At 62.7% G+C, this 25756-nt stretch carries 28 protein-coding genes and 1 pseudogene; 5 read left to right on the plus strand and 24 right to left on the minus strand.

The annotated features are described in order from the left end of the window. Nucleotides 1–229: 229 nt before the first annotated feature. Both VNC39_RS12160 and VNC39_RS12165 read right to left on the minus strand, forming a co-directional pair. Nucleotides 230–385, minus strand: coding sequence for a hypothetical protein (locus VNC39_RS12160; RefSeq protein WP_325399558.1), 156 nt, complete (start codon nt 383–385; stop codon nt 230–232). Between the two features lie 101 nt (nt 386–486). After that, the gene (locus tag VNC39_RS12165) at nt 487–1794 is read right to left on the minus strand and encodes an NRAMP family divalent metal transporter (RefSeq protein WP_325399560.1); all 1308 of its coding nucleotides are present in this window, start codon (nt 1792–1794) and stop codon (nt 487–489) included. Nucleotides 1795–2043: 249 nt separating this feature from the next. Here VNC39_RS12165 and VNC39_RS12170 point away from each other — a divergent pair, with 249 nt between their 5' ends. After that, nucleotides 2044–2922 carry an ATP-grasp domain-containing protein gene (locus tag VNC39_RS12170; RefSeq protein WP_325399562.1) on the plus strand — a complete coding sequence of 293 codons (879 nt, stop codon included), beginning with the start codon at nt 2044–2046 and terminating at the stop codon, nt 2920–2922. Nucleotides 2923–2950: 28 nt separating this feature from the next. Here the strand turns inward: VNC39_RS12170 and VNC39_RS12175 are convergent, their stop codons facing one another. Further along, on the minus strand, nt 2951–3766 hold the full coding sequence (locus VNC39_RS12175) for a universal stress protein (protein WP_325399564.1): 816 nt from the start codon (nt 3764–3766) through the stop codon (nt 2951–2953). A gap of 188 nt (nt 3767–3954) precedes the next feature. Then, nucleotides 3955–5337, minus strand: coding sequence for a carbohydrate porin (locus VNC39_RS12180; protein WP_325399566.1), 1383 nt, complete (start codon nt 5335–5337; stop codon nt 3955–3957). A 64-nt stretch (nt 5338–5401) separates the two neighbouring features. On the opposite strand from VNC39_RS12180, the gene VNC39_RS12185 reads away from it, so the two are divergent. Continuing rightward, nucleotides 5402–5551, plus strand: coding sequence for a hypothetical protein (locus tag VNC39_RS12185; RefSeq protein ID WP_325399568.1), 150 nt, complete (start codon nt 5402–5404; stop codon nt 5549–5551). Nucleotides 5552–6082: 531 nt separating this feature from the next. Here the strand turns inward: VNC39_RS12185 and VNC39_RS12190 are convergent. The 5 genes from VNC39_RS12190 to VNC39_RS12210 all read right to left on the minus strand — a co-directional run bounded on the left by VNC39_RS12190 (nt 6083) and on the right by VNC39_RS12210 (nt 10529). After that, nucleotides 6083–6862, minus strand: coding sequence for an MgtC/SapB family protein (locus VNC39_RS12190; protein ID WP_325399570.1), 780 nt, complete (start codon nt 6860–6862; stop codon nt 6083–6085). Between the two features lie 148 nt (nt 6863–7010). Further along, a complete protein-coding gene (locus VNC39_RS12195; RefSeq protein ID WP_325399572.1) occupies nt 7011–7823 on the minus strand; it encodes a metal ABC transporter permease in 813 nt (270 codons plus the stop codon). A 4-nt stretch (nt 7824–7827) separates the two neighbouring features. Continuing rightward, nucleotides 7828–8700 carry a metal ABC transporter permease gene (locus VNC39_RS12200; protein WP_325399574.1) on the minus strand — a complete coding sequence of 291 codons (873 nt, stop codon included), beginning with the start codon at nt 8698–8700 and terminating at the stop codon, nt 7828–7830. A gap of 1 nt (nt 8701) precedes the next feature. Beyond that, nucleotides 8702–9514 (minus strand): metal ABC transporter ATP-binding protein, encoded by an 813-nt coding sequence (locus VNC39_RS12205; protein ID WP_325399576.1) that lies wholly within the window; start codon nt 9512–9514, stop codon nt 8702–8704. 34 nt (nt 9515–9548) lie between these two features. Continuing rightward, the gene (locus VNC39_RS12210) at nt 9549–10529 is read right to left on the minus strand and encodes a metal ABC transporter solute-binding protein, Zn/Mn family (RefSeq protein WP_325399578.1); all 981 of its coding nucleotides are present in this window, start codon (nt 10527–10529) and stop codon (nt 9549–9551) included. Between the two features lie 244 nt (nt 10530–10773). Here VNC39_RS12210 and VNC39_RS12215 point away from each other — a divergent pair, with 244 nt between their 5' ends. Next, nucleotides 10774–10938: a hypothetical protein gene (locus VNC39_RS12215; RefSeq protein WP_408840668.1), complete on the plus strand. Its 165-nt coding sequence runs from the start codon at nt 10774–10776 to the stop codon at nt 10936–10938. Between the two features lie 58 nt (nt 10939–10996). Here the strand turns inward: VNC39_RS12215 and VNC39_RS12220 are convergent. The 4 genes and pseudogenes from VNC39_RS12220 to VNC39_RS12235 form a co-directional block, all read right to left on the minus strand. Continuing rightward, nucleotides 10997–12450 (minus strand): annotated as a pseudogene (locus VNC39_RS12220) (TIGR00366 family protein). 90 nt (nt 12451–12540) lie between these two features. Continuing rightward, nucleotides 12541–13743, minus strand: a complete 1203-nt coding sequence (gene pcaF / locus VNC39_RS12225; protein ID WP_325399580.1) for a 3-oxoadipyl-CoA thiolase — start codon at nt 13741–13743, stop codon at nt 12541–12543. An 11-nt stretch (nt 13744–13754) separates the two neighbouring features. Continuing rightward, entirely contained in the window at nt 13755–14399 is a 645-nt protein-coding gene (locus VNC39_RS12230; RefSeq protein WP_325399582.1) for a 3-oxoacid CoA-transferase subunit B, read from the minus strand. Further along, nucleotides 14399–15130, minus strand: a complete 732-nt coding sequence (locus tag VNC39_RS12235; protein WP_325399584.1) for a CoA transferase subunit A — start codon at nt 15128–15130, stop codon at nt 14399–14401. The genes VNC39_RS12230 and VNC39_RS12235 overlap by 1 nt, the downstream gene beginning before the upstream one ends. A gap of 119 nt (nt 15131–15249) precedes the next feature. Between VNC39_RS12235 and VNC39_RS12240 the strand changes: the two genes are divergently transcribed. Then, on the plus strand, nt 15250–15993 hold the full coding sequence (locus VNC39_RS12240; RefSeq protein WP_325399586.1) for an IclR family transcriptional regulator domain-containing protein: 744 nt from the start codon (nt 15250–15252) through the stop codon (nt 15991–15993). Nucleotides 15994–16141: 148 nt separating this feature from the next. Here VNC39_RS12240 and VNC39_RS12245 read toward each other — a convergent pair whose 3' ends face one another. From VNC39_RS12245 to VNC39_RS12285, 9 genes are all read right to left on the minus strand, one after another. Next, the gene (locus VNC39_RS12245; RefSeq protein ID WP_325399588.1) at nt 16142–16843 is read right to left on the minus strand and encodes an anti-sigma factor; all 702 of its coding nucleotides are present in this window, start codon (nt 16841–16843) and stop codon (nt 16142–16144) included. Beyond that, nucleotides 16840–17328: an RNA polymerase sigma factor gene (locus VNC39_RS12250; RefSeq protein ID WP_325399590.1), complete on the minus strand. Its 489-nt coding sequence runs from the start codon at nt 17326–17328 to the stop codon at nt 16840–16842. Before VNC39_RS12250 ends, VNC39_RS12245 begins: the two co-directional genes overlap by 4 nt. Nucleotides 17329–17398: 70 nt before the next feature. Then, a complete protein-coding gene (locus tag VNC39_RS12255; RefSeq protein WP_325399593.1) occupies nt 17399–17719 on the minus strand; it encodes a cupredoxin domain-containing protein in 321 nt (106 codons plus the stop codon). Nucleotides 17720–17730: 11 nt separating this feature from the next. Continuing rightward, a complete protein-coding gene (locus tag VNC39_RS12260) occupies nt 17731–18678 on the minus strand; it encodes a metallophosphoesterase family protein (RefSeq protein WP_325399594.1) in 948 nt (315 codons plus the stop codon). 107 nt (nt 18679–18785) lie between these two features. Beyond that, nucleotides 18786–19046: a hypothetical protein gene (locus VNC39_RS12265; RefSeq protein WP_325399596.1), complete on the minus strand. Its 261-nt coding sequence runs from the start codon at nt 19044–19046 to the stop codon at nt 18786–18788. A 74-nt stretch (nt 19047–19120) separates the two neighbouring features. Continuing rightward, nucleotides 19121–19321: a hypothetical protein gene (locus VNC39_RS12270; RefSeq protein ID WP_325399598.1), complete on the minus strand. Its 201-nt coding sequence runs from the start codon at nt 19319–19321 to the stop codon at nt 19121–19123. 32 nt (nt 19322–19353) lie between these two features. Then, on the minus strand, nt 19354–20775 hold the full coding sequence (locus VNC39_RS12275; protein WP_325399600.1) for an MmgE/PrpD family protein: 1422 nt from the start codon (nt 20773–20775) through the stop codon (nt 19354–19356). Next, nucleotides 20772–22136: an MFS transporter gene (locus tag VNC39_RS12280; protein ID WP_325399602.1), complete on the minus strand. Its 1365-nt coding sequence runs from the start codon at nt 22134–22136 to the stop codon at nt 20772–20774. The genes VNC39_RS12275 and VNC39_RS12280 overlap by 4 nt, the downstream gene beginning before the upstream one ends. A gap of 97 nt (nt 22137–22233) precedes the next feature. Beyond that, complete coding sequence (locus VNC39_RS12285; RefSeq protein ID WP_325399604.1) at nt 22234–22899, minus strand: FCD domain-containing protein; 666 nt, start codon at nt 22897–22899, stop codon at nt 22234–22236. 101 nt (nt 22900–23000) lie between these two features. Here VNC39_RS12285 and VNC39_RS12290 point away from each other — a divergent pair, with 101 nt between their 5' ends. Further along, nucleotides 23001–24068 carry a tartrate dehydrogenase gene (locus VNC39_RS12290; protein ID WP_325399606.1) on the plus strand — a complete coding sequence of 356 codons (1068 nt, stop codon included), beginning with the start codon at nt 23001–23003 and terminating at the stop codon, nt 24066–24068. 145 nt (nt 24069–24213) lie between these two features. On the opposite strand, the gene VNC39_RS12295 is transcribed toward VNC39_RS12290, so the two are convergent. Next, complete coding sequence (locus tag VNC39_RS12295) at nt 24214–24600, minus strand: DUF2784 domain-containing protein (protein WP_325399608.1); 387 nt, start codon at nt 24598–24600, stop codon at nt 24214–24216. A gap of 162 nt (nt 24601–24762) precedes the next feature. Then, a complete protein-coding gene (locus VNC39_RS12300) occupies nt 24763–25734 on the minus strand; it encodes a GlxA family transcriptional regulator (protein ID WP_325399610.1) in 972 nt (323 codons plus the stop codon). Nucleotides 25735–25756: the final 22 nt, after the last annotated feature.

The following is a 25756-nucleotide window of genomic DNA, read 5'->3' on the forward strand; positions in this document are numbered from 1 at the left end:
AAAATCCCCAGCGCCCATGGTACTGTGTCTTAAGGCACGGGAGAGTAGGTCGCCGCCAGGTCCTCCAACCTATCAAAACAACAAACCACACAACGCGGGGTGGAGCAGCCCGGTAGCTCGTCAGGCTCATAACCTGAAGGCGGAACGACGGCGCCCCGCGCCAATATCCACACAGAATCGAAGATTACGAGGCTATACGGCCTGTTGAGGCCGCCGCCTGTCGCGGGCCTTATTCCGGCGCATGTGGAGCGTGGGGCGTGTAATGCAGCCCCTCGCGCTGAGCCTTGTCCTTGGCTTCCTCACGTGCCCGAAACCAGGCAAGTTCCTTATGGATTTCCTTGAGGGCGGCGAGAATCTGGATCTGGTAATAAACCTGGTCGGCCATTTTTTATCTCACGTTGAAAATTATCTCCAGAACACTAGGAGAGGTTGAGAAGGCTGTCACGGCCGAAAAGGATTCGCCGGTCCCGTTATTTTCCTGGCTTCTTATGTCGTGAACATCAAAGCGGCGGCCACGCCCATGATGGCGGTCGCGATCCAGCCAAGGATGAGGATGGGCCGCCGTACCTGATAGGCGCCCATGATCGACTTTTTGGAAACGAGGATGATGATCACGATCATCAGCGGCACGGCCACGATTCCGTTGATGACCGCGCTCCAGAACAAAGCTTTCATCGGGCTGAGCGGGGAATATTGGATGACGAACCCGGCCAGCACACTGATCGCGATGACGCCATAGAAGCCGCGCGCGTCCGTCGCCCGCCGCTCCAGCCCCCAGCGCCACCCCATGGCTTCGCACAACGCATAGGCGGCGGAGCCCGCCAGCACCGGCACGCCGATCAGGCCGACGCCGAGAATGCCCAGCGCAAAGATCGTGAAGGCGAACGCGCCGGCCAAAGGGCGCAGCGCGCTGGCTGCCTGGGCCGCCGTCGTAATATTTGTCACGCCCGTGGCGTTCAGCGTGACGGCGGTCGCGAGAATGATGAAATAAGCGGTGATGTTCGAATAGAACATGCCGCTCCACGTGTCCCATTGGATGCGGCGCAGTTCGGACGGTGCGGCACTTGGATCGGTCGCCAGCGCCCGGGCGCCGTGCCGTTGCATATCCTCGACCTCTTCAGAGGCCTGCCAGAAGAAGAGATAGGGACTGATGGTGGTGCCGAACACACCGACCACCATCGTCGCAGCGCCTCGCGAGAGGGCGAGATGGGGCCAGAATGTGCGCAGCGCCACCTGCCCCCAGGGGACATGGACCGTGAACAATACCGCCGCATAGGCCAGCAGCGAGAGGGTCAGCCATTTCAGGACCACGACATAGCGGTGATAAGGCACGAAGACCTGGAGCATCAGGATGATCACGACGAAGACCAGCGTCATCAAATGGCGGTCCAGGCCGCTGACGAGCTCCGCGACTTCCCCCATGGCGGCAATGTCCGCTGCGATGTTGAAGATATTGGCGATGAGCAGGAGCAGCACCACGCCGCGCAGCACGGCGGGGGGGAAGGCGAGCTTGATGTTGGCGGCGAGTCCTTTGCCGGTGACCCGGCCGAGATCCGCGCACATGGACTGGATCGCGGCCATCAGGGGGAAGGCCACGGGCATTGTCCACAACATCTGCAGGCCGAATTGCGCGCCAGCCTGGGAGTAGGTAGCGATTCCGCTCGGGTCATCGTCGGCCACGCCGGTGATGAGACCCGGGCCGAGCCGAGCCAGCGGGTGTTCCTTCAGGCGGCGCAAAACCCTCACGAAGCGGGCCGGTTTCGGCTCATTCAAAGGCCGCTCGGAGGCGCTCACGGGCAAAGCTCCTGTATGGATCTCAGCAACATATGACGCTCCCCCTCTGTCGTAGCCAGCCGGCGATTTGGGAGTCCTATCTACCAGATTTTGCAGGCCGGGAGTGTTGCGCTGGATCAATTACGGAGAGGAAGCAGCCGCCACCGGCCGTCTGGCGCCACGCGGCGGGTTATAGTCTGGCGTACAAATAATCGTTTGAATTTCGCGTCCCCGGGGTTTAGCGGCCGGGATATTCTGGTATTGATTCTATTGCGCAACAAAAATGCTCGGATTCGTTCGCCTGATAACGCGGTGCGGAGAGAAAATCTGATGGAAACGACGCCCAAGAAAATCGCGTTCGGGAGGAATGGCGCCTGGGAAAGCCTGGTGGCCGGCAGCATCGATGCCGCGTCATATTCTTTCAGCTGCGTCGATTTCGACCGGTTCGATCTTGAGACGGTGGACTACGCCATTCCTTTGCAGGTCCACGACGCCATGGCGCTCCGCCGCCGATATGGCGAGGCGCACGGGAAATACATCATTGCGGATCCCGATATAACGGCGCTTTGCGCCGACAAATTGGATTTCAACAAGGCGATTCTCGCGAGCGATTTCGCGTACATGATCCCGGAAATTTACGAGACAACGAAACGGGATTTTCCCTATGTCCTGAAAAGGCGTGACGGTGGTTCAGGGGAGGAAATCTTCGTCGTCCGCACTGAGGAGGATGAGAGACGCCATGAGACTCATTTAAGCCGGGACAGTTTTTTCTGTCAGGTCTATGTGCCTGGGCAGGTCGAGTACGCGACGCATATGCTGTTAGTAAACGGCGAAGTCCTCTATCATTCTACCAACAAATACGTGATGTCCGATGAGTTTCTGGTCAAGGGCACCGCACGTCAGCCGGAGCGGGAGATGCTCGGCGCGGCGATGGACGGGCATGTCATTTTGGCGTTGACCGAGCTGCTGCGATCGGTCGGCTTCAACGGAACATGCTGTCTTGACTACAAGATCCTGGACGGGCGGATCCAATTGATGGAAGTCAATCCACGCGTTGGATTCAGCCTGTTTCGTGACATCAACCGGTACCTCGAAGCCTATATCGGGGCGCTCGAGGCCAAAGGCGGCGGTGGCCGGAGACCGGCGTGAGCGAAGCCCGCGCCCGATCGGCCGCAGGCTAATGCCGCATCAGCACCGGTATGTCCGCGTGCTCCAGCACATATTTCGTGACGCCGCCAAACAGAAGATGGTGCCAGGCGCTGTGCACGAACGCCCCCATCACCAGGAGATCGGCATGCAAATCGTGCGCCGTGGCGAGAAGCTGCGCCCCGAAAATCTCCTTGCCGATGAGCAGCTCATGGCCGGTGGCGTCGATATCGTGTTCGGTGAGCACATCGGGAATTTTCGGCGGCGCATCGCCGGGCCGGTATCCCATCAGAACATGGACTTGTTTGGCCTGGGACAGACAGCGCAGCGCCGCGAGCAAGGCATGCAGGCTGAATTTGTCATGACGCCAGGCGATGGCGACCGTCTTGCCGAATTCGACCGCGGGCGAAGGCGGCATGATCAAGACGGGCCGCTCGGTGACAAACACCGCGGCGTGCAACGCATCGTACTCGGTGGGGTGGGCATGCGCATTTGGCCGCCCGACCACAATGTAATCGGCACGCTGTCCCCAGCTTTTGACCAGCGTTTCGGTAACGCCCTCTTCATCGATCCAGCGCGGCTGTTTGGCGCCGCCCCGTTTTGCGGCCCAGGATTCGAAAACGCCGCGCAAGGCGGCCGCCCGCTCAGTTTCCTGATCACGGATCCGTTTTTCCTGGTCTTTCGTGAGAACCTCCTCCGTGGCCAGGATCGTCGCCATTGGCGGCATTCTCATGACCAAGGCCTCGATTCGCGCCTCCCCGAGGAGTGCGGCAAGCCGTTCGGCACCCGCGAGCGTGGCAGGCGCCGTTTCAGGTCTGGTGAGCAATGTGAGGATGACATGCGACATGATAATATCCTCCGATTATGGTCATGCCGGCTAGGATGACATCGGTTCTCCCAATGCGACTGCCGGGCGATGTTGGCAAGAGGGGGGCGATGGGCCCGCCATAGGCGCGTGCGCGAACCGGCGATTGGGATCGGAACAATGGCTGCCCGTATGCTTACCTATGGCAGCCTCTGGGCCATTGACGTTCGTCAGAAATTGACGTTCGTCCGCACGCCAATCACCATTTCGTCACGCAGGCGTGCCGTGGGGTCATCCGGGTTCACCACGCCGCCGCCCGGATTGAGGACGAATTGCGCGTCCGGCTGGATCTGCAGCCATGGCGTTACCTGCGCCAGATAGGTCAGCTCGATCAGCGTCTCGGAGCCGCGGACCGGCACGAATGAGCCTGAAGACAGGGCCTCGGCCTGGTCCAGATCGGCTGTCCTACCACTCACCTTGGCGATCCCGATATCGAGTCCCGCGCTGTCATTCGGGCGCCCGGGGAACGGATCGGTCAGCGTCAGCCCGCCATTGGCGCTGAAGTCGATCAAATTCTGATCCGCCGGCGCGCCCATGAGCCGCACGAAGAGATTGAGGCTCCGCGCCGATCCTTTCGGCTGCCAGATCGTCTGGTCGACGACGGCATAGGCGCTGTCATTGCCTTTGTGCATCTCCGGGATGCCGTCGCTGTCCGGGGCGGCCAGCGAGAGGCCCTGATTGTCGACCGCCCGGTCAGGGAAGTAACCCGTGTCGTACCAGACGCCGAGCTTGTAGGTCCCCGGCAGGCCGGCGATCATGTTTGCGGTCAGCTGCGCTTCGGCGATGAACAGCGCGCCGGTGTTCAGATTGAACCGCACGCCGCCGCCATCTGCCGATTGCGGGTCGTCGGCGAAGGAGCCGCCCGGGGGGTTGTCGTCGAATACGCCGGCCAGAACGGTCAGGTTCGACTCCGGCCGCGCCAGGCCGCGTATGCCGAGCGAAGAGAGCGGATAGGCCGGGCCCCCGGCATACAGATCGGCGGTGGGCAGCATCGGCCAGCCCGCCATCGCGTTGACGAACAGTGCCGAATATTTGCTGACGATGAATTCCTGGTCGAGGCTTTGCTGGCCGAGCCTGAGGTCGAACGCGCCGTTGGCGAAACTTTGATCATACCAGAGTTCCCAGAGCCGGGTGGAATCCTCGGCCTCGGTGCCGCTCGCGGTCTGCAGATTGTCGAGATAAAAGGGGCTGAGGCTTTGCCCATGGATCTGCAGCGCGCTCACATTGATCGTGCCGCCCGCCAGCCCGAAAGCTTTCTGCGTATCGAGCTGCAGCGTGGCGGTGGTCAGGCCCTGCATGGTCGCGCCCTGCTTTACCCCGCCGGCGGCATTGCCGAGCAGCGTCTCGGTGTCCTGGAGGGTGAGCGAAACGCCGTAATCCCCGAGCGTTGTCCGCAGACCGCCCATGTCGCCGAGCAGATTGCTGCGCGTCCACAGGCCGGCCGGCACGGTCTGGCTCTGCGGCTGCGCCGCCGCCGGCAGTCCCCACAGGAGAAGCGAAATCATCACAATGGAGGAAGGCGAGATGATCCGGTTTACATAGGTGGTCGACATAATGAGCTGGTTCCTGAGCCGTATCAGAATAACCTGAAGACAGTTGCGGACGCCCGACATCCCAATGACGGCTGAATCTGCCGCCAGGTTCTTCGACCCGATGCATGATGAGGATTGGCCGGTCCGGCCGCAGCCGGAGGCGTTACATCAGATCGAAGTCAAGGCGTGCGATCTGGCTCACTGGAAAAAAATTTTTGTATTGAAACGCAATTGAATGGCCATCTCAGGCCTCCTGATTCTCAAGCGGTTGCTCAAGCCCGGGAGGCACGGCCATTCGAAGGTCAGCGCATCAGCGCGAACCCTCTACCGGAACGATGCTCACCCGGGTGATGGTTGCATCAGTGGAAACGACAGCAGGCACGAAATGCCGACGATCGCTTTCCGCTGATCGCATACTAGACCCCGGTTCCATATGATCCTTTGTTTGGCTGACACGTGAAACGATCAAAGACTTCGCGCCTTTAGCCGATGCGGCGGCTATAATCCCATGAAATATCATGTCAAGGGATAAAATGGCGTAAACTCAAACAGATAAACAGCACTGGCGGACCGGCTGAATCGCCTGCTCGGTCACGTTATATCCACGAGCAAGACGCTTTCGGAAAATTTTAACTGTGCAGCTTTTGGGCGGGCAGACTTTCTGCCGAGACGGTTTGGCATTGGCCGTTTCCTACGGCGTTCGGGTGCTCTGCGGATAAGATCTACATCGCTCCGGAGTGCCGTAGGCGTCGACATGATCGGCAGATTATTCGAACTCCGCTTCGCTGTTTACCCGGCCCACCTCATGGACCCCGGCGATGTTGCTCAACGTCGCAACAAGGTGGGAGACTGGCCTTTTGCCCTTGACGAGCATGGTGAGTGTGATGGTTCTGGCGGGCGGGATCGTCAGATCGGTGCGTTCGCGGTCGGCGCTGTCCAACGCTTCCTCGCGACCGTTCGTCAGACTGTGGTCCTGATCGAGCCTCACGCGGTCAATTGCGAAACGCAGCTCGGTGCATCGTATGAGAATGGTCCGCAACAAGCCCATGCCGTCCTCGTAGGATATGTAAATCTCATTTGTCAGCTTTCGTGATTTTGGCAGGCGTCGCGCCAATGCCGGGAACACCAGCATGATCAGAAAGTAGCCGACCGTTGTGGCAATGGCGAGAATGAATAAGCCCGCGCCGCAGGCCATGCCGAGAGCCGCCGTGAACCAGATCGACGCCGCCGTCGTGAGCCCGCGCACGACGTCGCGGCGCATAAAAATCACCCCGCCGCCGATGAATCCGATCCCGGAAACCACCTGCGCCGCGACACGTGACGGGTCGACGACAACCCGGCCATAGGAGAGAATATTCATGAACCCATATTTGGAGATCAGCATGAAGAGGGCGGCTGATACACCGACAACCGTGTAGGTCCGCAAACCGGCGCTCTTTTGGCGGATCTCCCGCTCGATGCCGATCAGTGCGCACAACAGAAACGCAAGAGCCAACTCCGAGATTTGCAGCCAGCCCTGGCCTGGAAGGTCAGCGAGTTTCCACATTCTGGCACCCCGAAAAAACCTACTGTTGGCGCAGAATCATCGGCAATCAAGCCTCGATAACAAGGCGGCCATTCCCCGCTCTTCCACGGCCCACACCGCCTCTGGGACCGACATCCATTGAAGGCGGCGCGCCCGGTCGGGAACGGGATCAGGCTTTGGCGAGACGGACCCGCGGCGCGACACGGCCCCAGGCGCGGAGCCGCCCCAGGCCGTAGGAGATGGCGCCGAACAGGCCGACAAAAAAACCCACCGGCCAATCCGTGACATAGGCCAGCGCAATCGCTGCCCAGACCGTCGCCAGCGAGATCGCGACCGCGCAGAACAAGGCCGGCAGCGGCCGGTCGACGAAGCTGCGCGCGGCCGAGGCCGGGCCGATCATCAGGCTGAACACCAGCAAGGCGCCAACCACGGGCAGCGCCATGGCGGTGGCGAGTGCGAGGACGGCGAGGAACAGGAATTCGATGCCGCCGGCCCTCACGCCGCGCGCCTCGCCCAGATCCGGCGACAGGGCGTTGAGCAGCAGCGGCCGGAACAGGAGCAGAATGGCGGCGATCGAGACGGCGCCGAGGGCGGCGACCGGCAGGACCGCGCTGGTGCTGATGCCGAGCACCTCGCCGAACAGGAGGCCGAACACCTCCTGGGAATATTCCGTGGTCCGGCTCAGAAGCAAGGTGCCAAGGCCAAGCAACGTGACCAGCGACAAAGCGGTCGCCACCTCGTGACGGCCACGGCGGCTGAGCTGGCTGATGCCAATCACGCCGAGGGCGGCGAACGCGATGAGGCCGAAAATCTGGTTGACGCCGAGCAAGGTCGCCGCCGCGGCGCCGGGAAAGGCGCCGAGCGGCAAGGAATGCGCGGCGAAGGACGAGCCGCGGAGCACGACGAAAAAGCCGACGCAGCCGGCGACGATTGCGACGATCGAGCCGACGATCCAGGCATTCACCATGAAGCTGGAAAACATTCTCTTACAAGCTCCCGCGCTGGCCGAGCCGCCGCCCGCCGGTGGCCAGGAGGTAAGCCGCGAATATCAGGGCGACGACGAAGAAGCTCACCGGCCAGCCATGGCCGGGCGTCCAGTAGAAACTGTTGTAAGCGAGCAGGATGCCCCCCCAGGTGGCGCCGAGCCCGATCAAAGCGGCGAGCGCCATGGCGGCGCCGGGCCGCTTGGCCAGGCGCAAGGCGGTCGCCGCCGGCCCGATCAGCAAGGCGGTGGAAAGGATCGCGCCCACCGTCATGGCCGAGAGCGACGCGGCGAGCGCCAGGGTCAGCAGATGCAGGAAGCCGATGAGGCGCACCGGCACGCCGCGCACGGCCGCCAGGTCCGGATCGAGCGAGCACAGCAGAAGCGGGCGGTACAGGATTCCGGCCGTTGCCAGCGCCAGCAGGCCAACTGCGAGCGCGAGGGGAATCGTCGAAGGGGCGATCGCGAACATCGAGCCGAACATCACCATGTTCGCGGCGCCGGTGGTGCTGCCGAGCGTGACGTCCAGATAGAGAAACAAGGCGGTCAGGCCGAGGCCGGCCCCCAGCACGATGCCGGTCACCAGGTCGCGCTCGCGGGCCTGCCGGACGCCGACCAGTTCCATGCCGCACGCGGCCATCACCGCCATGCCGAGAAACCCGAGCAGCGGGTTGATCCCGAGCAGGAAGGAGGCCGAGCCGCCGGCGCTGGTGACATCGGAGAGCCCATGGCCGGCGAAAGACTGGCCGCGCATCACGGTGAACACGCCGATCACCGCGGACACCAAAGCGGCGCCACCGCCGATGATCAACGCGGTGCGTACCGGATCGCTGGTGAAGAAGCCGGGCTCGACCAGGAGCGTGAACAGCGTGCTCATGCTAGGGAATCTGAGCGACGTGAACGGGGTTCTGCGCGAGGTCGGCGTGGCTATGGTCGGCGGCCTCGGCGGCCACCACCAGCACGCGGCCATGCACGCGGATCACGTCGATATGGTAGCCGTAGAGCCGGCTCAGCACCTCGGTGCGCACGACCTCGTCGGTCCGTCCGGCAGCGGCGCGGCCGTTGGCGAGATAGACGATCCGGTCCATCGCCTTGAGCAACGGATTCATGTCGTGCGCCGAAAGCAGGACCGTGATCCGCTGCTCAGCGGCCAAGCGGCGCAGCACGGCGACGATTTCGGCAATGCTGCGGAGATCGAGATTGGCGAGCGGCTCATCGAGCAGCAGCAAGCGGGGCCGGCGGATCAAAGCATGGGCGATCAGCACGCGCTGCTGCTGGCCGCCCGAGAGAGTGCCGACACGCTGGTCGGCAAAACCGTCGGCACCGACCGCGACGAGCATTTCCTCGACCAAAGCCGCGCGCCGCCGGGACGGCCAGGGCAGGCCGAAACGGTGGCCGTCGAGGCCGAGGGCGACGACATCGCGCGCGCGCAGCGGCATGAACGGATCGAGCAGGATTTTTTGCGGCACATAGCCGACCGAGGCCAAGCTTTTGCGGCCGGCCGTGCCGTCGATCCGAATTTCGCCGGCACTCGGCGCCTGGAGGCCGAGAATCGTGCGCAGCAGGGTCGTCTTGCCCGATCCGTTCGCGCCGATCAGGCCGCAGAATGCCCCGGGCGCCAGCGTGAAGCCGACATTCTCGAGAATCAGGCGTCCCGACAGCGAAACGCTCACCTGGTCAACTGCAAGCATTTCGCGCCGGTCATGCATAAGACTGAGTACCCGATTACTGTGCAGCCGCCATCAGGCTCTGCGTGGAGAGTTTGTCGGTGACGGCCTTCCGCATCGCTGCGACCTCCGCCACCATCCAAGTCTGATAATTGTAGCCCGGCGCCGGCATGGTTTCATAGACGCCGACGATGGGAATGCCGTTCCGTTTGGCAAGGCTCAGGAAGGACTGGGTCAGCGGGTCGGTGACCTGCTGGTTATAGACGAAGACCTTGACCTTATGGCCGGTGAACAAAGCGTTCTCCGCGGTGACGTCCTGCGGCGCGGGGTCGGTGCCGTTCATGATCGCCGCCTGCAGGCTGAAGGGGGTGAGGATATCGGTACCGATGGCCTGGAGCATATAGTCGCCGACCGGTTCGCTCACCGCGACCGGCGTGCCGCCAAAAGCCGCCTTGAACGAGGCGATGGAAGCGAACCAGGGCTTCAGCGAGGCGTCGAACTTTGCCGCATTGGCCCGGAAATAGGCGGCATGGGCCGGTTGCAGGGCCGCGAGATCGGTGGCGACCGCCTCGGCCACGGCCTGCATGGTCTTGGGATCGTACCAGAGATGCGGGTTCGGCGTGTTGTCCGGCAGGTTGAGCAGATGTTGGGCATTGATGAGCTTGCGGCCGGCGTTCGGCGCGGCGGCCATGATCTTGTCGGCCCAGTCATCGTAGCCCAGGCCGTTCTCGACCACCAAACGGGCGGCGGCGATTTGCGCCGCGATCTTCGGGCTCGCTTCGAAGGTGTGTGGGTCGGTGTTGGGGTCGGATTCGATCGATGTCACCCGCACATATTGGCCGCCGACCTGGGCGATGACGTCGGCATATTCATTCTCCACGCCGATCGCCTTGATCACACCCGGCGCGGCGGCCGAGGCGGCGCGCTGGCCGAGCAGCGTCAGGCCCAGCATGGCGAACAGGCCAAGGGCGATTTTTCTCCCGGCCGATGAAGCTGGTTTGAAGGGGGCCGAAACAGAGGCGGAGGCGCGGTGGTTCACGAAGATCTCCCGATGGTGAGCCAGTTGGAAATGGTCAATGTATGAATGATATAGTGTATCGTTTTGGCGACGCGGTCAATGATATGTTATATCATTTTCATCCGCCTAAAAAGCCGCCGGCCGCGTTGGCTTTTATCGCCCTTGCGGGGGTTAGCTATGCCCAGGATAGTCAGGGCCAGTTGGATAGCGGGCTTGCCGCCATGAGCGGCGCACATTCCAGGATGAAGAGCGGCAGCTCCAAATCATGCAGCAACAGATCGAGCTGAAAAAAACGGGCGGGAATCGCGAAAACGACGTAATCAACGCGCACTTGCGGGCCGAAAATGCGGCGGGCGGAGGCGCGCGGGGTGATGTCGATGTCAGTGCCACCGGCCCAGTTTCAAAAAAATTTTTGCGCCGCTTTTTTTAAAAAGCGGCTACTTTCTTAACGTGCGCCGGGCTTCGCACGGAAGCCCGGCGCGCGGACCTTACGGGATCAAAACCAGTGCGGCCGCGTAGATGACGAGTGACACGATGAAGGTGACGGCTGTGTAGCCCATGACGCGCTGCAGCCGGATGCCGGCCATTGCCACCATCGGCACGGCCCAGAAGGGCTGGAGCATGTTCGACACGTTCTCGGCCATGGCCACGCCCATCGCTGTCCGCGCGGTCGAGGCGTGGAGGGCCAGCGCCGCCGGCAACACGAACGCCCTTGGATGGCCCAGTGACCGCCGGCGCTCGGCACCAGCAGCGTGATGATCAGCGAGCTCACGAAGCTCCACAAAGGCAGCGTCGCCGCGGTGGCGATGCCGACGAATCCCTTGGCGATGACCGCGGCGAGGCCGGTGCCGGCCATGATGCCCATGATGCCGCCATAGAGCGGATATTGGAGCAGCATGGAGCCGGTCTGCTTCGCCGCGTCGCGAATGGCATTGGCATAGGCGATGGGGGTGCCTTGCAGCACCAAACCGACCAGCAGGAAGATCAGGATGGTCGTGTTGATGTCGAGCGAGAAGCCCTTCTCGTACCAGGTCATGGCGAGCAGGCCGCCGCCGAAGGCGAACAGCAGCACGACACCCACGAACGACCGCTCCATGCGCGAGGCAAGCGACGACGCGCCGGCCGCACGGGCATGCGGGTCCACGCGGGGCGTTGCGGCCGGTTCCGCGAAGGCCTGGATCGCGCCATCCTTGGGATGCATCTTGATGAAGATGGCGGCCATGATGACGATGACGAGACTCGTCGGCACCAGCACGAAGGGTGCGAAAATCGTGCCGCTCAACGGGATGACATGCCCCGTGGCCTTCTCGACGAAGTTCAGGGCGCTGCCGTGCGAGGCCTGGGAGAGCGCGATGGAGCTGGAGAGCCCGTTATTGCAGATCGACCAGGCGGAATAGCTCCCGGCGACCAGCCAGGCGAAGTCGACGCGCGTCTGCCGGGCGATTTCACGCGACAGGAACGCGGCGACCACAAGGCCCAGCCCCCAGTTCAGCCAGGCGGCGGCCGCGACGACCGGAAACAGCAACAGCACGGCTTGCGCCGGTGTCTGCACATTTTCCGCCAGGCGGCGCAGCCCCCTGCGCACGACCGGCGCATCCGCGACGGCGAAACCCGTTGCAAGGATCAGGATCATTTGCAGCGCGAAGGCGAGGATCTTGAAGGCGCCGCCGTACCACGCGTTCAACACGTCCGGCACCGAGGCGTGCGGTGCGAAGGCAAACGCCAAAATCGCCACCAGCGCCGTCAGCCCGATCGACAAGACAAACGGGTCCGGCATCACCTGCTCGAACACATAGACAAGTTTGGCGATCAGCCCGCTTTGGCCCTGGCCGGGTGGCGCGGCCGCGATGGCGGCGGTGTGATTGTTGGACATATGTTTCATTCCCTTGGTTAGACGATCGAAACGCGCGGGCCGGGAGCATTCATCGAATGCCGGTTTCATTTTTGGTGAGCCATTTCATGCGTCCGGGTGGAAGCTTCCGCTTCCATCCAACGCATATTGCTCTAGCCCGGAGGAAGCGGGGGCATCTGGTCAGACGCGTTCGATGGCCAGAGCGAGACCTTGCCCGACACCGATGCACATGGTCACGAGGGCGCGGCGCGCGCCTGTGACCTTAAGCCCGTGTGCGGCCGTCATCGCCAGCCTTGCGCCGGACATGCCGAGCGGATGGCCGAGCGCGATGGCGCCGCCATGCGGGTTGAGGTGCGGTGCGGCCGGATCGATGCCGAGCGCGCGCATCGATGCGATGACTTGCGCGGCGAAAGCCTCGTTGATCTCGATGAGACCGAAATCCGCGATCGACAGGCCGAGCCGCGCCAGCAATTTGCGGCTGGCCGGCACCGGGCCAATGCCCATGACATCCGGCTCGACCCCCGCGACCGCCATGCCGAGAATGCGCGCGCGCGGCACCAGCCCATGGCGCTTCGCGGCGGATTCGGACGCGATGAACATCGCGGCGGCGCCGTCATTGATGCCCGAGGCATTGCCGGCAGTGACCGTGCCGTCCGGCCGCACCACCGGGCGCAGTCTTTGCAGCGCCGCGAGCGTGGTCTCCGGGCGCGGATGTTCGTCTGCCGCCACCACGATGGTCTGCGTTTTGCCGGGGATCGTGACGGGCTCGATCTCCGCCGCGAAATAGCCTTGGGCCTGGGCCGAGGCGGCGCGCGCCTGGCTCTGCAGCGCGAAGATATCCTGTTCCTCGCGGCTGACATTGTAGCGCTCGGCCACGTTCTCGCCGGTCTCCGGCATTGACGCCGTGCGGTACAGAGCCTGCATGCGCGGGTTGACCAGCCGCCAGCCGATGGCCGTGTCTTCGATCTGCATGGTCCGGCTGAAGGCCTTGTCGGATTTCGCCATCACGTAAGGCGCGCGCGTCATGCTCTCGGCGCCGCCGGCGATGGCGAGGTCGATCTGTCCGGCCATGATGGCGCGCGCCGCGGAGCCCACAGCGTCCGCGCCGCTGGCGCACAGGCGGTTGATGGTGACGCCCGGAACGTTCACGGGCAGGCCGGCGAGCAATGCCGCCATGCGCGCGACATTGCGATTATCTTCGCCGGCCTGGTTGGCGGCGCCGAGATAAACGTCATCGATCGCGCTGGGATCGAGCTGAGGATTGCGGTGCAGCAAGGCGACGATCGGCAAGGCGGCCAGATCATCCGCCCGCACGGTGGAGAGCGCGCCGCCCAGGCGCCCGATCGGGGTCCGTATGGCGTCGCAGATAAAAGCTGCGGTCATGGTCTTGCCCCTTAAGCCAGGCGAGGCGCGAACGATGCGGCGGTTTGCTGCCGCACTTCGTCCAGGCTCACACCGGGTGCCAGCTCCAGCAGCGTCAGCCCGCCTTTGACCTTGTCGCAGGAAAACACGCAAAGATCCGTGACGATAAGGTCCACGACGCCGGCGCCGGTGAGCGGCAAGGTGCAATGTTCGAGGATTTTCGGCGCGCCGTTCTTGGCTGTATGCTCCATCACCACGACCACGCGCTTCACGCCGGCGACGAGGTCCATGGCGCCGCCCATGCCCTTGAGCATTTTTCCGGGAATGGTCCAGTTCGCGATGTCGCCGTTCGCGGCGACTTCCATCGCGCCGAGCACGGTGAGATCGATATGCCCGCCGCGGATCATCGCGAAGCTGGCCGAGGAGGAGAAGAAAGAGGTGGTCGGCAACGCGGTCACCGTCTGCTTGCCGGCATTGATGAGGTCCGGGTCGACCTCATCAGGATAGGGGAATGGCCCCATGCCGAGCATGCCGTTCTCGCTTTGCAGCGTGACATCGATGCCGGCGGGAATATGGTTGGCGACGAGCGTGGGAATCCCGATGCCGAGATTCACGTAGTATCCGTCTTGCAGTTCGCGGGCGGCGCGGGCCGCCATCTGGTCGCGGGTCCAGGGCATTAACGGTCACTCCCCGTTGCGGCGGTACCGGTATCGCGCTCGCGTACCGTCAGTTTCTCGATCCGCTTTTCGTTCACGGTGCTCAGCACGATCCGGTCGACATAAATCCCCGGCGTGTGGATACAGTCGGGATCGAACGTGCCGGCGGGGACGATTTCTTCCACTTCCACGATGGAGGTTTTTGCCGCCGTCACCATGTCCGCGTTGAAATTGCGCGCGGTCTTGCGGAACATGAGATTGCCGGCGGGATCGGCGCGCCAGGCCTTGATGATCGCGAGATCCGCTTTCAGCCAGGTTTCGCGGATATAGCGCACGCCGTCGAATTCTTCTTCCGGCTTGCCTTCGGCGACGACCGTACCCACCCCGGTGCGCGTGTAGAAGGCGGGAATGCCGGCGCCGCCGGCGCGAATCCGCTCGGCCAGCGTGCCTTGCGGGTTCAGCTCCAGCTCCAGCTTGCCGGCCAAATAGAGCTGCTCGAAGGTTTTGTTTTCGCCGACATAAGAGCTGATCATTTTGCGGATCTGCCCGTTGCGGAGCAGGGTCCAGAGGCCGAAGCCTTCGGCGCCGCAATTGTTCGAGATGACCGTGAGGTCTTTCACGCCCGCGTGGCGGAGTTCGAGGATCAGGCTTTCCGGATTGCCGGCCAGGCCGAAGCCGCCGGACATCACGGTCATGCCGTCGAAAAGCACATCTTGCACGGCCTCGGCCGGGCTTGAAAAAAACTTTTGCACGCTCTTCCCTTTTAACCGATAATCGGTCAGTATACTCGTTAATCGGAGTGTTGATCCGCGTCATGCAGGAAGTCAAGAGAGAAAAATCGTCACAGATCGGCGAGGGCGACCCGCGGTTCATGACGTCGCTTTCCCGCGGGCTCGAGGTGTTGTGCGCCTTTGAGGGCCATGCCGCGTTGACGGTGACGCAGGCGGCCAGGCTCACGGGCCTGCCGCGCTCCAGCGTCGCCCGCTGCCTCTTCACCTTGGAGGGCCTGGGTTATGTTGCCGGTGACGGCGCGGCCTATCGCTTGCAGCCGGCATTGTTGCCGCTGGCCCGGGCGTTCTCGTATTCCGATCCGCTCGCCAAGGCGGGCCAGCCGATCGTCAACGCCGTGCGCGACCGGCTGAAGGAATCCTGTTCGCTGGGCATGCTGGACGCCCGCAGCGGCTGCGCAACGATCGTGTATATCTGCCGCGCCGAAACATCGCGAATCATCTCCGTTCCGTTGCTCATCGGCAGCACGCTGCCGAGCTATTGCACCTCCATCGGCCGCGTGCTGCTGGCGGCTTTGTCGGAGGAGGAGCTGGAGACCTATCTTTCAGCCGCATCCTTCCCGGCGCGGACGGCGAAGACGATCACCAGTCCGGCCGAGTTGAAGCGGCAACTTGGCCTGGTTCGTGAACAAGGCTGGGCAATTGCAGATGGCGAGCTGGAACCGGGGCTGCGCTCGATCGCGGTGCCGGTGCGCAAGGCGGATGGCCAGGTTGTGGCTGCGCTCAACCTTGCGACCCAGGCCACGCATCGCAGCCTGGAGTGGCTTACCCAAACCGCACTGCTCGAACTGCAGGCCGCGGCGGCACATTTGTCGCGGGTTTCTTAAAAGAAAGTAGCCGCTTTTTGAAAAAAGCGGCGCAAAAACTTTTGTTATGCTGGGCCTCAGGCTGTGTCAGTGCCAACGCCCATGGCCCAGCATAAAAAAGTTTTTTTGCTACTTTTTGTTCACAAAAAGTAGCGCTTTCTCTTTCCGCTTAAATATTCCTGGCAGACGTTACGAACTCTTCCAGCAGATCGTTCGATCCCGTCGTTGCGGCCCAATATTCCTGCCGGCCGTCATTCCAATAACGGATGGCCATTCCTTTATAAACGGCATGACGAACGCCGTGGGCCGCCTCGCCGTTGGCGGACCAGATGCATAAAACGATAGTCTGGCGGCCTTTGGCGTAGGCCAATACCCGGCTGGGATGGCCCGCGACGATATCGGACCGCGCCGCCGTCAATTGAAACCCGGGAATGACCGGGCCGGGCGTGCTGAGGGCGACAGGCGCCGAAATGCCGCCGCGCAACGCGGCGTCCCGAACGCTCATCAAATCCGGTGTCACGTCCCGGTGCGGCAACAGCGCGATCGCGAGCATGGCCGCGATCGCCGTGCCGGCGGCAAACCAGGCGATGCGGCGGCGAACGGGCCGTGGCTGCAGCGGGATGATTTTGGGCGCATCGGCATGTTGCCGATCGCGGTCCAGCAGCAGGGCAATTTTCGCATAAAACTCCGGGGGGGCCTCGTCTGCCGTGTACTCCTGATGCAGAGCGGCACGCAAAGCGGTCAGTTCGGCCAACTGCCTGGTGCAATCGGGGCAGGCCGTGATGTGCCGTGCCAGCGGGGCGATGTCCGCGGCGCGCAATTCCCCATCCAACATCGCATTCAACTGTTCGGAATAAGATTCGTGATTCATGAAGCTGCCTTATCGTCGTCGGCCAACCAGGCGATGCGGAGATCATCCCGTGCGCGGGAAAGCCTGGACATGACGGTGCCCACGGGGATGCCTAGGGCAACAGAGATCTGCGCGTAGGAAAGCCCGGCGAACTCCCGCAGCACCAGAATCTCGCGTAACGCGTCCGGCAGCGCCGCGATCAGGCCGCGCAGCCGGGTGGAGTTGTCTTTGGCGAGGGCTTGCTGTTCCGGGTCCGGCGCGGAATCCGCGATGCCCTGAATCTGTTGATCGTCTGCGGCGACCGCACAGGCCATGGGCCGGCGCCGGTCTCGGTACGCATTCCGCATGATGGCCGCCATCCATGGTTTGAAGCCGTCGCCTTTGTAGCCGCCGAAATAACGTAGCGCGCGCAGCACGGTTTCCTGCACCAGCTCGTCGGCCTCTGCCCGGCTCCCCGTAAGGGCCAGGCCCACGCGCCGAAGATAGCCGAGCTCCGGTAGGAGCAAAGCCTGGAACCGTCTGGTATGATCTTCACCTGTCGCCGCCAAAAAGCCCCCGGTAAGGATGCGTGAGACATTACTGGACGTTGATCGTGCCGCGCATATCTGGATGGATCGCGCAACGATAGTTGAAATGTCCGCTTTTGGTAAACACGAATTTCCAGCTTGCGCCGGGGTCGATCGCGCCACTGTCGAAGCTCTTTCCATCCAATGCCGTCGCCGTGTGCGGAATGCTGTCATGGTTGGTCCAGATCACGGTATCGCCTTCATGGACGTTCAGGGTTGCCGGCGTGAAGGTGTAATTGTCGATGGTCACGGTCTCCGTGGCGGCCAAGGCGGGGGCGGCGGCCAGCACCGCCGCCACGGTTGCGGCCATGACGCTGTGTGACAAATTCATGAGGTTCCTCCTCAGGATAATGTTGTATCGGTGACGGCGAGCGTGCCGTAACTGTGGGTCATGCTGGCATGGGTGATGCCGAGATAGTCGCCGATTTCGCCGGTTGAAATGGTCATAATTGGCCCTTCGTGCGGCGCCGTACCGGCGGCCGGCTGGGGGAAGGCGGTGGAACGCGCCGTATGGAATTTGATATTGCCTTCCACCTTTTGCACGATCTGGTGGATATGTCCGTTGAGCAGCGTCACAGACCCGTAAGGGCGCAACAATGCCAGGGCAGCGGCGGAATCCCCCGTGCCCCACCCCCATTGGGCATAGATGGTCCATAGCGGGATGTGCGCGAAAATCACGATCGGCGTCGAAGGGCTGACGGAACGCAAATCGTCGGCCAGCCAGGCGGTCTGCTCGGCGCCCAGCAGCCATTGGCCATCCGGGGCGCTGTGGCGAACATTGGACAGGCCGATGAAATGCACGCCGTGATCGTTGAAACTGTACCAGCCGTCGCCTTTTGTACCTTTTCCGTAACGTGACAAATACAGGGTTTTGCCGGGATCGAGCATGTCATGTTCACCCGGAACGTAATGAATCGGCAACCCCGCGGTGGCGTTGATCTGATCGGCGGTATCGAATTCCTCCGCTTTGCTGAGATGGCTGATGTCCCCCGTGTGCAGCATGAAGGCGGGTTTTTTCGGCAGCGCCTGCACCTTGCCGACGGCTTCATGCAAAGTGCCGGCGACGTCTTGATAAGGGCCGGCCTTGAAGCCGATATGATTGTCGCTCATTTGCACGAAACTGAACTCATCGGCCGTGGCGGCCGCGGCATTGCCGATAACGCCAAGAGTCCGCGGCACGCCGGCGACCATGGTCCATACCATGCCGGTGCCCATCCACCCCGCGCAGGCCAGCGCGACGCGGCGGGATGGATTTTCGGGCCCGGCACCATCATTGTGACGATCATTCATTTTGGGCGCTCCTTGCATTGACCGTCACAAGACTGCGGCACCGCCGGTTTATTCCCATGGGGCGCGTGATATTTTCGTCATGTCCTGCGGTGCTGATCGCCTGCCCCTCAGCCGCCGGTTCCGACCGGCCAGATCGGTGCGTCAGAAGCGTCGTTCGATTGCATCATGCCGTCCTGGAGGGCGCTGACCTGGCCTTGTAGCGCTTTCACCTGGGAGCGCAACTGGTTGACCTGATAGGGAAGGTCGTCGGCGGTATCGTGGGAATAAACCGTGCCGGCGGTATTTGCCGGCGCGTGGACAATTGTGGCGGCCCAAGCAGGGCTGCACAGGCCGACGGCGCATGCCGTTACGACGAGGAATTTGTTCATCACAGGTTTCCTGAATATCCTCCGCTCCACCATGAAGCGGCTCGGATGCAGGCAGTACCGAAGGCGCCGGGTGTTTATTCCGGGCCGTTCGCGGCGCGCTCTTCAAACGGGCGTGATGAGCTGTACTGTTGTCGCGGAGTTCGTAGGGAAGATGCATAAAGAAAGCGGCCGCTTTTTGAAAAAAGCGGCGCAAAAACTTTTGGTTGCGCTGGGCCGGGGGCAGCGAAACCAGAACGGCCCAAAGTAATAAAGTTTTTTTGCTGCTTTTTGTTCACAAAAAGTAGCGCTTCCTTAGCTCATTCTCGTTTTAGCTTGCGCAGAGTTTGGTCAGCTCATTGATGTCGGGCAGGGACTCGATGCGGCGTACCGCGGCCACGATGGCTTTTGCCTTCGCTTCAGGCCAGCGTGCGGCTTCGGTGCAGCCGTAGAATTTTTCGCTGACTTCGTCATAGTTCATCGGGTTTGCGGGACTTCCTTTGCCGAAATCGGCGCGGCCGGAAATGGTGCGGCCATCCTTCAGATGGATGTCGATGATCGTCGTCATTTTATCGTATCCGGCGGCCTCGGCCTCAGGGTGAACGTGGAAATTCACGCGCTCGATCATCGCTTTCACGTCGGCGCGGTGGACGGTTTCGTCGGTGAATTGCGGCAGGCCCGCTTTGCCTTCGAGCAGCAGGATCGCCATGCAGAATTCCATGCTGAATTTAGCCTGCAGCTCGTCCTGAGGGCGATGATGGATCAGCGCGTTCGGCATATTGTGGTTGGTACCGACATCAACGCGCTCGACCATTTCGGCCTTGATGCCATGCTGGCGAATCAGCGTCAGCATCTCGGTCATGCCGGGATGGGTGAGCGAGCCCGAAGGGTGCGGTTTGATGGACACGCCGGGGAAGGCGAAGGTCCAGGGGGCGCCGAGGCGCCCGATGATGGCCTTCGCGTCGAAGCCGCCGCCGGCGGCGCGGAAAAAGCCGCGCGGCGCCTCGAGAATCTTGTCCGTCGCGGTCCAGCCGAGTGCCGCGAAATCGGCGGCGACCACCCCATTTTCCGAGGCGCGGCCGGCATGGAAGGGCTTTGTCATGGTGCCGAAATTCTCGCGCAGCCCGGCCGACTGGCTGCCGGCGATGGAGAGCGCGCGGAGCGTTTGGTCGAGGTCGAAGCCGCGCAGCTTCGCGGCGGCGGCGGCGGCGGCGAACGTCCCGCAGGTGCCGGTTGCGTGGAAGCCTTCCTGGTAGTGGCGCGGCGCGATGGCCTCGGCGATCTTGCATTCCACCTCGACGCCGAGATGGTAGGCGAGCATCGTCTCGGCGCCTGAACGGTGTTCCGCCTCGGCCGTCGCGAGGGCTGCGGGCAGCGCGGGCGCGGTCGGGTGCGTGAGCAGGCCATACACGCGGTCTTTGGCGACCGCGAGCTGGGTGTCATCATAATCGTCGGCGTGGATGCCCACGCCGTTCGCGAAAGCGGCAAAGCGTGCGGGGGCGCGCAATGCGGTGCCGATCACCGTCGCCGGCCCGTTGGCAAGCCCCAGCGTGTGCAAATGGGCCCGCACGAACTCGCCGGTCTTGGCCACCGAGCCCGCGAGCGCGAGGCCGATGCCATCCAGGATCGACTTCTTGCCCGCCTCGACGACCTCTGCCGGAAGGTCGTTGATGTTCGTGCGGAGGATGAATTCCGCCACCTCGCGCGTGAGATTTTTTGCGTCCGGAAAAGGGACGGGCGTCTGGTCGTTCATGATGATCTCCTTGAGCTGATCGTTGTGGATCCGGTTGTCCAATCCGCATGACCGGAAGCGGGAAGTTCAGAGGACAGGTTCTCTGTTGCGGCCCGGATCTGGCGTTCCGGCCTGATCTGGGTGGAGAGGAGTGCGCCGAGCAGGAGGAAAACGAACGAGCCGATGAACGGTGCGTTCCAGTTTCCCGTGGCGTCGACGATGATGCCGAAAACCATCGGCGTGAGGATGCTCGCAGCCGCGGAGCCGGTGTTCATCAGCCCCGCGGCGGTCCCGGCATGATCCGGCGCGATATCCATCGGTACGGCCCACATCGGTCCGGTCGCCAGCTCGAGGCAGAACAGCGCGCCGCTGAGGCAGAGTGCGATGAGCGTGACATCGTGCCGCACGAAGATGATCGGCGCGACGAACAAAGCGGTTCCCAGGAAGGCCGTGACAACGATGGATTGTCGGGCGCGCGTCACATTGCCGGTGCGGCGCCAAATCCAGTCGGTGAGCAGGCCACCTAACAGATCGCCGGCGACGCCCGCCAAAAACACGCCCGCGGTGAACAGGGCCGAGCTTTTCAGGTCGATTTTGTATTGCGTGAGCAGGAAGATGGGAATCCAGCTCAGAAACATCCAGAATGTCCAGCCCTGGCAAAACCACACGCCGATGGTGGGGGCCATGCGCCGGATCAGCGATCCCCATGGCGGCGGCTGAGAGGAGGCTTTTGGCACCGCCATATCTGAGGCCATTGCGTCTCGCTTGAGGGAAGGATGCGCCGCCGCGTGATCCCGGTAGAACCAGATCCAGACAGCGACCCAAACCAGCCCAAGGGCACCGAGCAGCCAGAAGGCGCTGCGCCAGGTGCCGCTCCACGTGATGATGGCGGCGATGATGGGGGCGCCGATCGCCGTGCCGAGCCGGGCGCAGCCTTGCATCAGGCCTTGCGCAAAGCCGCGCCGCGACACGGGCAACCACGATGCAAGCGCGCGCGTCGCGGTGGGCAGCGCAGTGCCTTCCGCCATACCGAGCACGATGCGGGCGCCGATCAGCGTGGCCAAACTGTTGACGAAACCGATGGCGACGGCGGTGCCGCCCCAGAGCAGCAGAAAGCCGCCGAGCGTGCGTCGGGCGCCAATTCGGTCGCCGATCGAGCCGCCGAGGATTTGCAGCAGCACATAACCATAGCCAAAGGCCGAAAAGGCGATGCCAAGCTGCGTCGCCGTGAGATGGAACTGGGATTTGATAGCGCCCGCCGCCACCGAGAGGTTTACCCGATCCATATAGAGCAGCAGATAGAGAACACAGAGCAGCGCCAGGATAACGTGACTGACGAAGGCGCGTCGCCGATTTGGCGGTCCGGAACCGTCGGGTGCCATGCTGTTTCCTTCCGTTTTTGTTGTTTTTGTATTTCGCTGTGGTAACTGTCGACAGTTTGTTTTGGGCGTTGTTGGGTGGCGCGGCGTCCGGGGTCTCCTAATCCAGGCTGCGCAGGAATCGTCCTTTGCCGGCCAGGATGTGGCGCTCAGCGAGGCGCTCGGCCAGCGCGTCGTCGCCGGCGCGCAGCGCCGCCAGAAGGGCCAAATGCTCCGCGTTCGAGCTTTCCATTGAGCCGCCTTGCACGAGGCCGCGCCGACGAAACAGGTGCAGCTCCGCTTCCAGCAGGGGCCAAAGCTGGGTGAGCTTGTAATTGTCGGCCGCCTCGACGAGGCGTTGGTGAAATTCCACGTTCAGTGGGTAATAGGTGGCGAGATCATGCGTCGCGATCGCGCGCGCCATGGCCTCGACCTGCGCTGTGAGTTCATCGAGCTGATGGGACGCGATGACGCGGGCGGCAAGTTTTGCCGCCATGCCGAACAGCGTGGCGCGCAGATCGTAAATATCGAGGGCCTTCTTGGTGCTGACCTCGTGCACGAAGAAGCCGCGATTAAGCTCGGCTTGCAGCAAGCCGGTGTTGGCAAGCTCGCGGCACGCCTCGCGGATCGGCCCCCGGCTGATGCCCAGCCGCAACGCCAGCGCGCTCTCATTGATGCGCGCGCCGCCCGCCAGTTCGCCGCAGCCGATCAAGCGCTCGATCTCGAGGCGAACCAGCGGGACGATGGAGGCGGTGCGGGGGACGCGTTCGGCTTGCTTGGGGACCATGATGCCAGGTTGCGAGCGCCCCGATAAACTGTCAACACTTTTTTGCCATATGTCGTCCGAGACTGCTGACGGCGTCGAGAGGGCGTGCTAACCAGTCAGACATGAAGAAACATAACATTGCGGTCATTGCCGGAGACGGCATTGGCAAGGAAGTTGTCCCGGCGGCGATCCATGTTCTCGACCGTGTCGCGGCGCAGTTCGGTTTCGCGCTGTCCTACCGGCATTTCGACTGGTCCTGCGAAACCTATCAGCAGACGGGGCGGATGATGCCGGAAGACGGCATTGCGCGGCTGGCCGAGCATGATGCCATCCTGCTCGGCGCTGTGGGCTTTCCGGGGGTGCCGGATCACGTTTCACTCTGGGGGCTGCTGATCCCGATTCGCCGCGAGTTCGACCAATATGTGAATCTGCGGCCGGTGCGGCTGTTGCCCGGCGTGCCGTGCCCGCTTGCGGGCAAGAAACCCGGCGACATCGATTTCTGGGTGGTACGCGAGAATACCGAGGGCGAATATTCCCAGCTCGGCGGCCGCGCGTTCGCCGGTACCGAACGGGAGATGGTGGAACAGGTGGCGCTGTTCACCCGCTATGGCACCGACCGCATTCTCCGTTACGCCTTCGACCTCGCCCGCAAGCTTGACCGCCAGCATGTGACCTCAGCGACGAAATCCAACGGCATCTTCCATTCGATGCCTTTCTGGGACGAGCGTTTCGCGGCGATCGGCGCCGAGTATCCCGGAATCAGAACCGACCAGTATCATATCGACATTCTCGCCGCGCGCTTCGTGATGTCGCCGGAGCGGTTCGATGTCGTGGTCGGCTCGAATTTGTTCGGTGATATTCTCTCCGATCTCGGGCCCGGCGTGACGGGCACGATCGCGGTGGCGCCTTCGGCCAATCTCAACCCCGAGCGCAAATTCCCCTCTATGTTCGAACCTGTGCACGGCTCCGCGCCGGACATTGCCGGGCAGGGAATCGCCAACCCGATCGGCACCATCTGGTCGGCTTCGATGATGCTGGATCATCTCGGTGAAACGGAAGCCGCCGCGGCAATGATGCGCGCGATCGAGACGGTTCTGGCGCGGCCGGAAGCGCCGCGCACGCCCGATCTCGGCGGCAAGGCCCGCACCGAGGATCTCACGCGGGCAATCGCGGAGGCGCTGCCGAGGTAGGGGAAGTAAAAGAAAGGAAGCGCTACTTTTTGTGAACAAAAAGTAGCAAAAAAACTTTGTTATGCTGGGCCATGGGCTGTGTCGGTGACAACGCCCATGGCCCATCGTAACCAAAAGTTTTTGCGCTGCTTTTTTCAAAAAGCGGCTACTTTCTTTTGCTTGTCCAAAACGGCACGAACACCGTCAGTGCCAGAACATATAAAAACACACCGCTATACATCACGGCAAAACCCCATGGCGGCAAATTCCAATAAACCAGCCGTTCAATCCAACGCATGATCATAGGCTGGGCCGGTTGCCGAAGCCCGGTGAGATCGTTCTGCCAGATCGTGAGAACACAAGCCCGGCCGGCAAGCGCCTGCACGGTCACGATAAGCAGCATGCCCAAATGCAGCAGCCGCAGCCAGGCCATGCGCACAATCGACCAGCCAAGCCAGGCGCCGACGGGAATTACGACCAGCCCGGCGACATTGAAGGCAATGATTGCGAGATGGACGGCGAAAATGGCCTCGGCGAGTCTGCTGTCGGGCATGGCGGCCCCTCGTGACGAAAGAAAGTAGTCGCTTTTCAAAAAAAGCGGCGCAAAAATTTTTATTATGCTGGGCCTGAGGCTGTGTCGCCGACAACGCCCATGACCCGCCATAACAAAGTTTTTTTTGCTACTTTTTGTTCACAAAAAGTAGAGCTTCCTTTCTTACCGCCTGAACCGTTCGCGGTATTCACTCGGCCCCGTGCCGATCCGGCGCAGAAAGGCTTTTCGCATCGTGTCGGGGTTGGCGAAGCCGCAGCGCGACGCGACGCGTTGCAGGGGTATGTCGGTGTCTTCGAGCAGGCGCCGCGCGGAATCGACGCGCGCCATTTCCACGAAATCGCCGGGCGTGAGTCCGGCTTCCTGGAGAAAAACGCGCGTGAAATTGCGTACGCTCATCCCCGCCTGGTTGGCGAGCGCCGCCATGGTGAGGTCGAGGGAAAGATGGTCGAGGATCCAGTGCTGAACGGACTGGATGCGCCCTTCCGTCGCGATTTGCGCGGCGAGGTGGGCGCTGAACTGCGACTGGCCTCCGGGGCGCTTGAGGAAGACCACGAGGCGGCGGGCGACGGCGAGGGCCAGCTCGCGGCCATGGTCGTTTTCGATCAGCTTGAGCGCGAGGTCGATCCCCGCGGTGACGCCGGCCGATGTCCAGAGTGCGCCGTCTTGTACATAGATTCGGTCCGGCTCGATCCGGGCGGCGGGGAAGCGTTCGGCCAGTTCGGCGGCGTGCTGCCAATGGGTGGTCGCGCTCAGCCCATCGAGCAACCCTGCCGCACCGAGGAAGAATGCCCCGGTGCACACCGAGCCGTAGCGCCGCGCCCGCGGCGCGCGGTCCCGTAGCCAGGCCTGTAGGTCGGTATTGGCATAAGCCTGGGCGTAGAAGGGCGTGCCGGCGACCAGGAGCGTGTCGATCGCGCTCGCGTCTTCGTAAATCGAGCTTTCGGCCAGGATGGACATGAAGCCGGCCTTCACCACCCGGTCGCGGCCGGCCGCCAGGAGGCGGACGGCGTAATGGCAGCGTCCGGCCCCCTGGCGGTTGGCTTCAAGGAAAGCGTCAAGCGGTCCGGAGACGTCGAGCGACTGCGCGTTCTCCGGAACGATGATCGCCACGGGCTGCGGCCGGAATTCGTTCATGGTCGCCGCTACGCTTGGCGCT

It is taken from the genome of Acidocella sp. (genome assembly GCF_035535915.1).
Lineage (GTDB): Bacteria > Pseudomonadota > Alphaproteobacteria > Acetobacterales > Acetobacteraceae > Acidocella.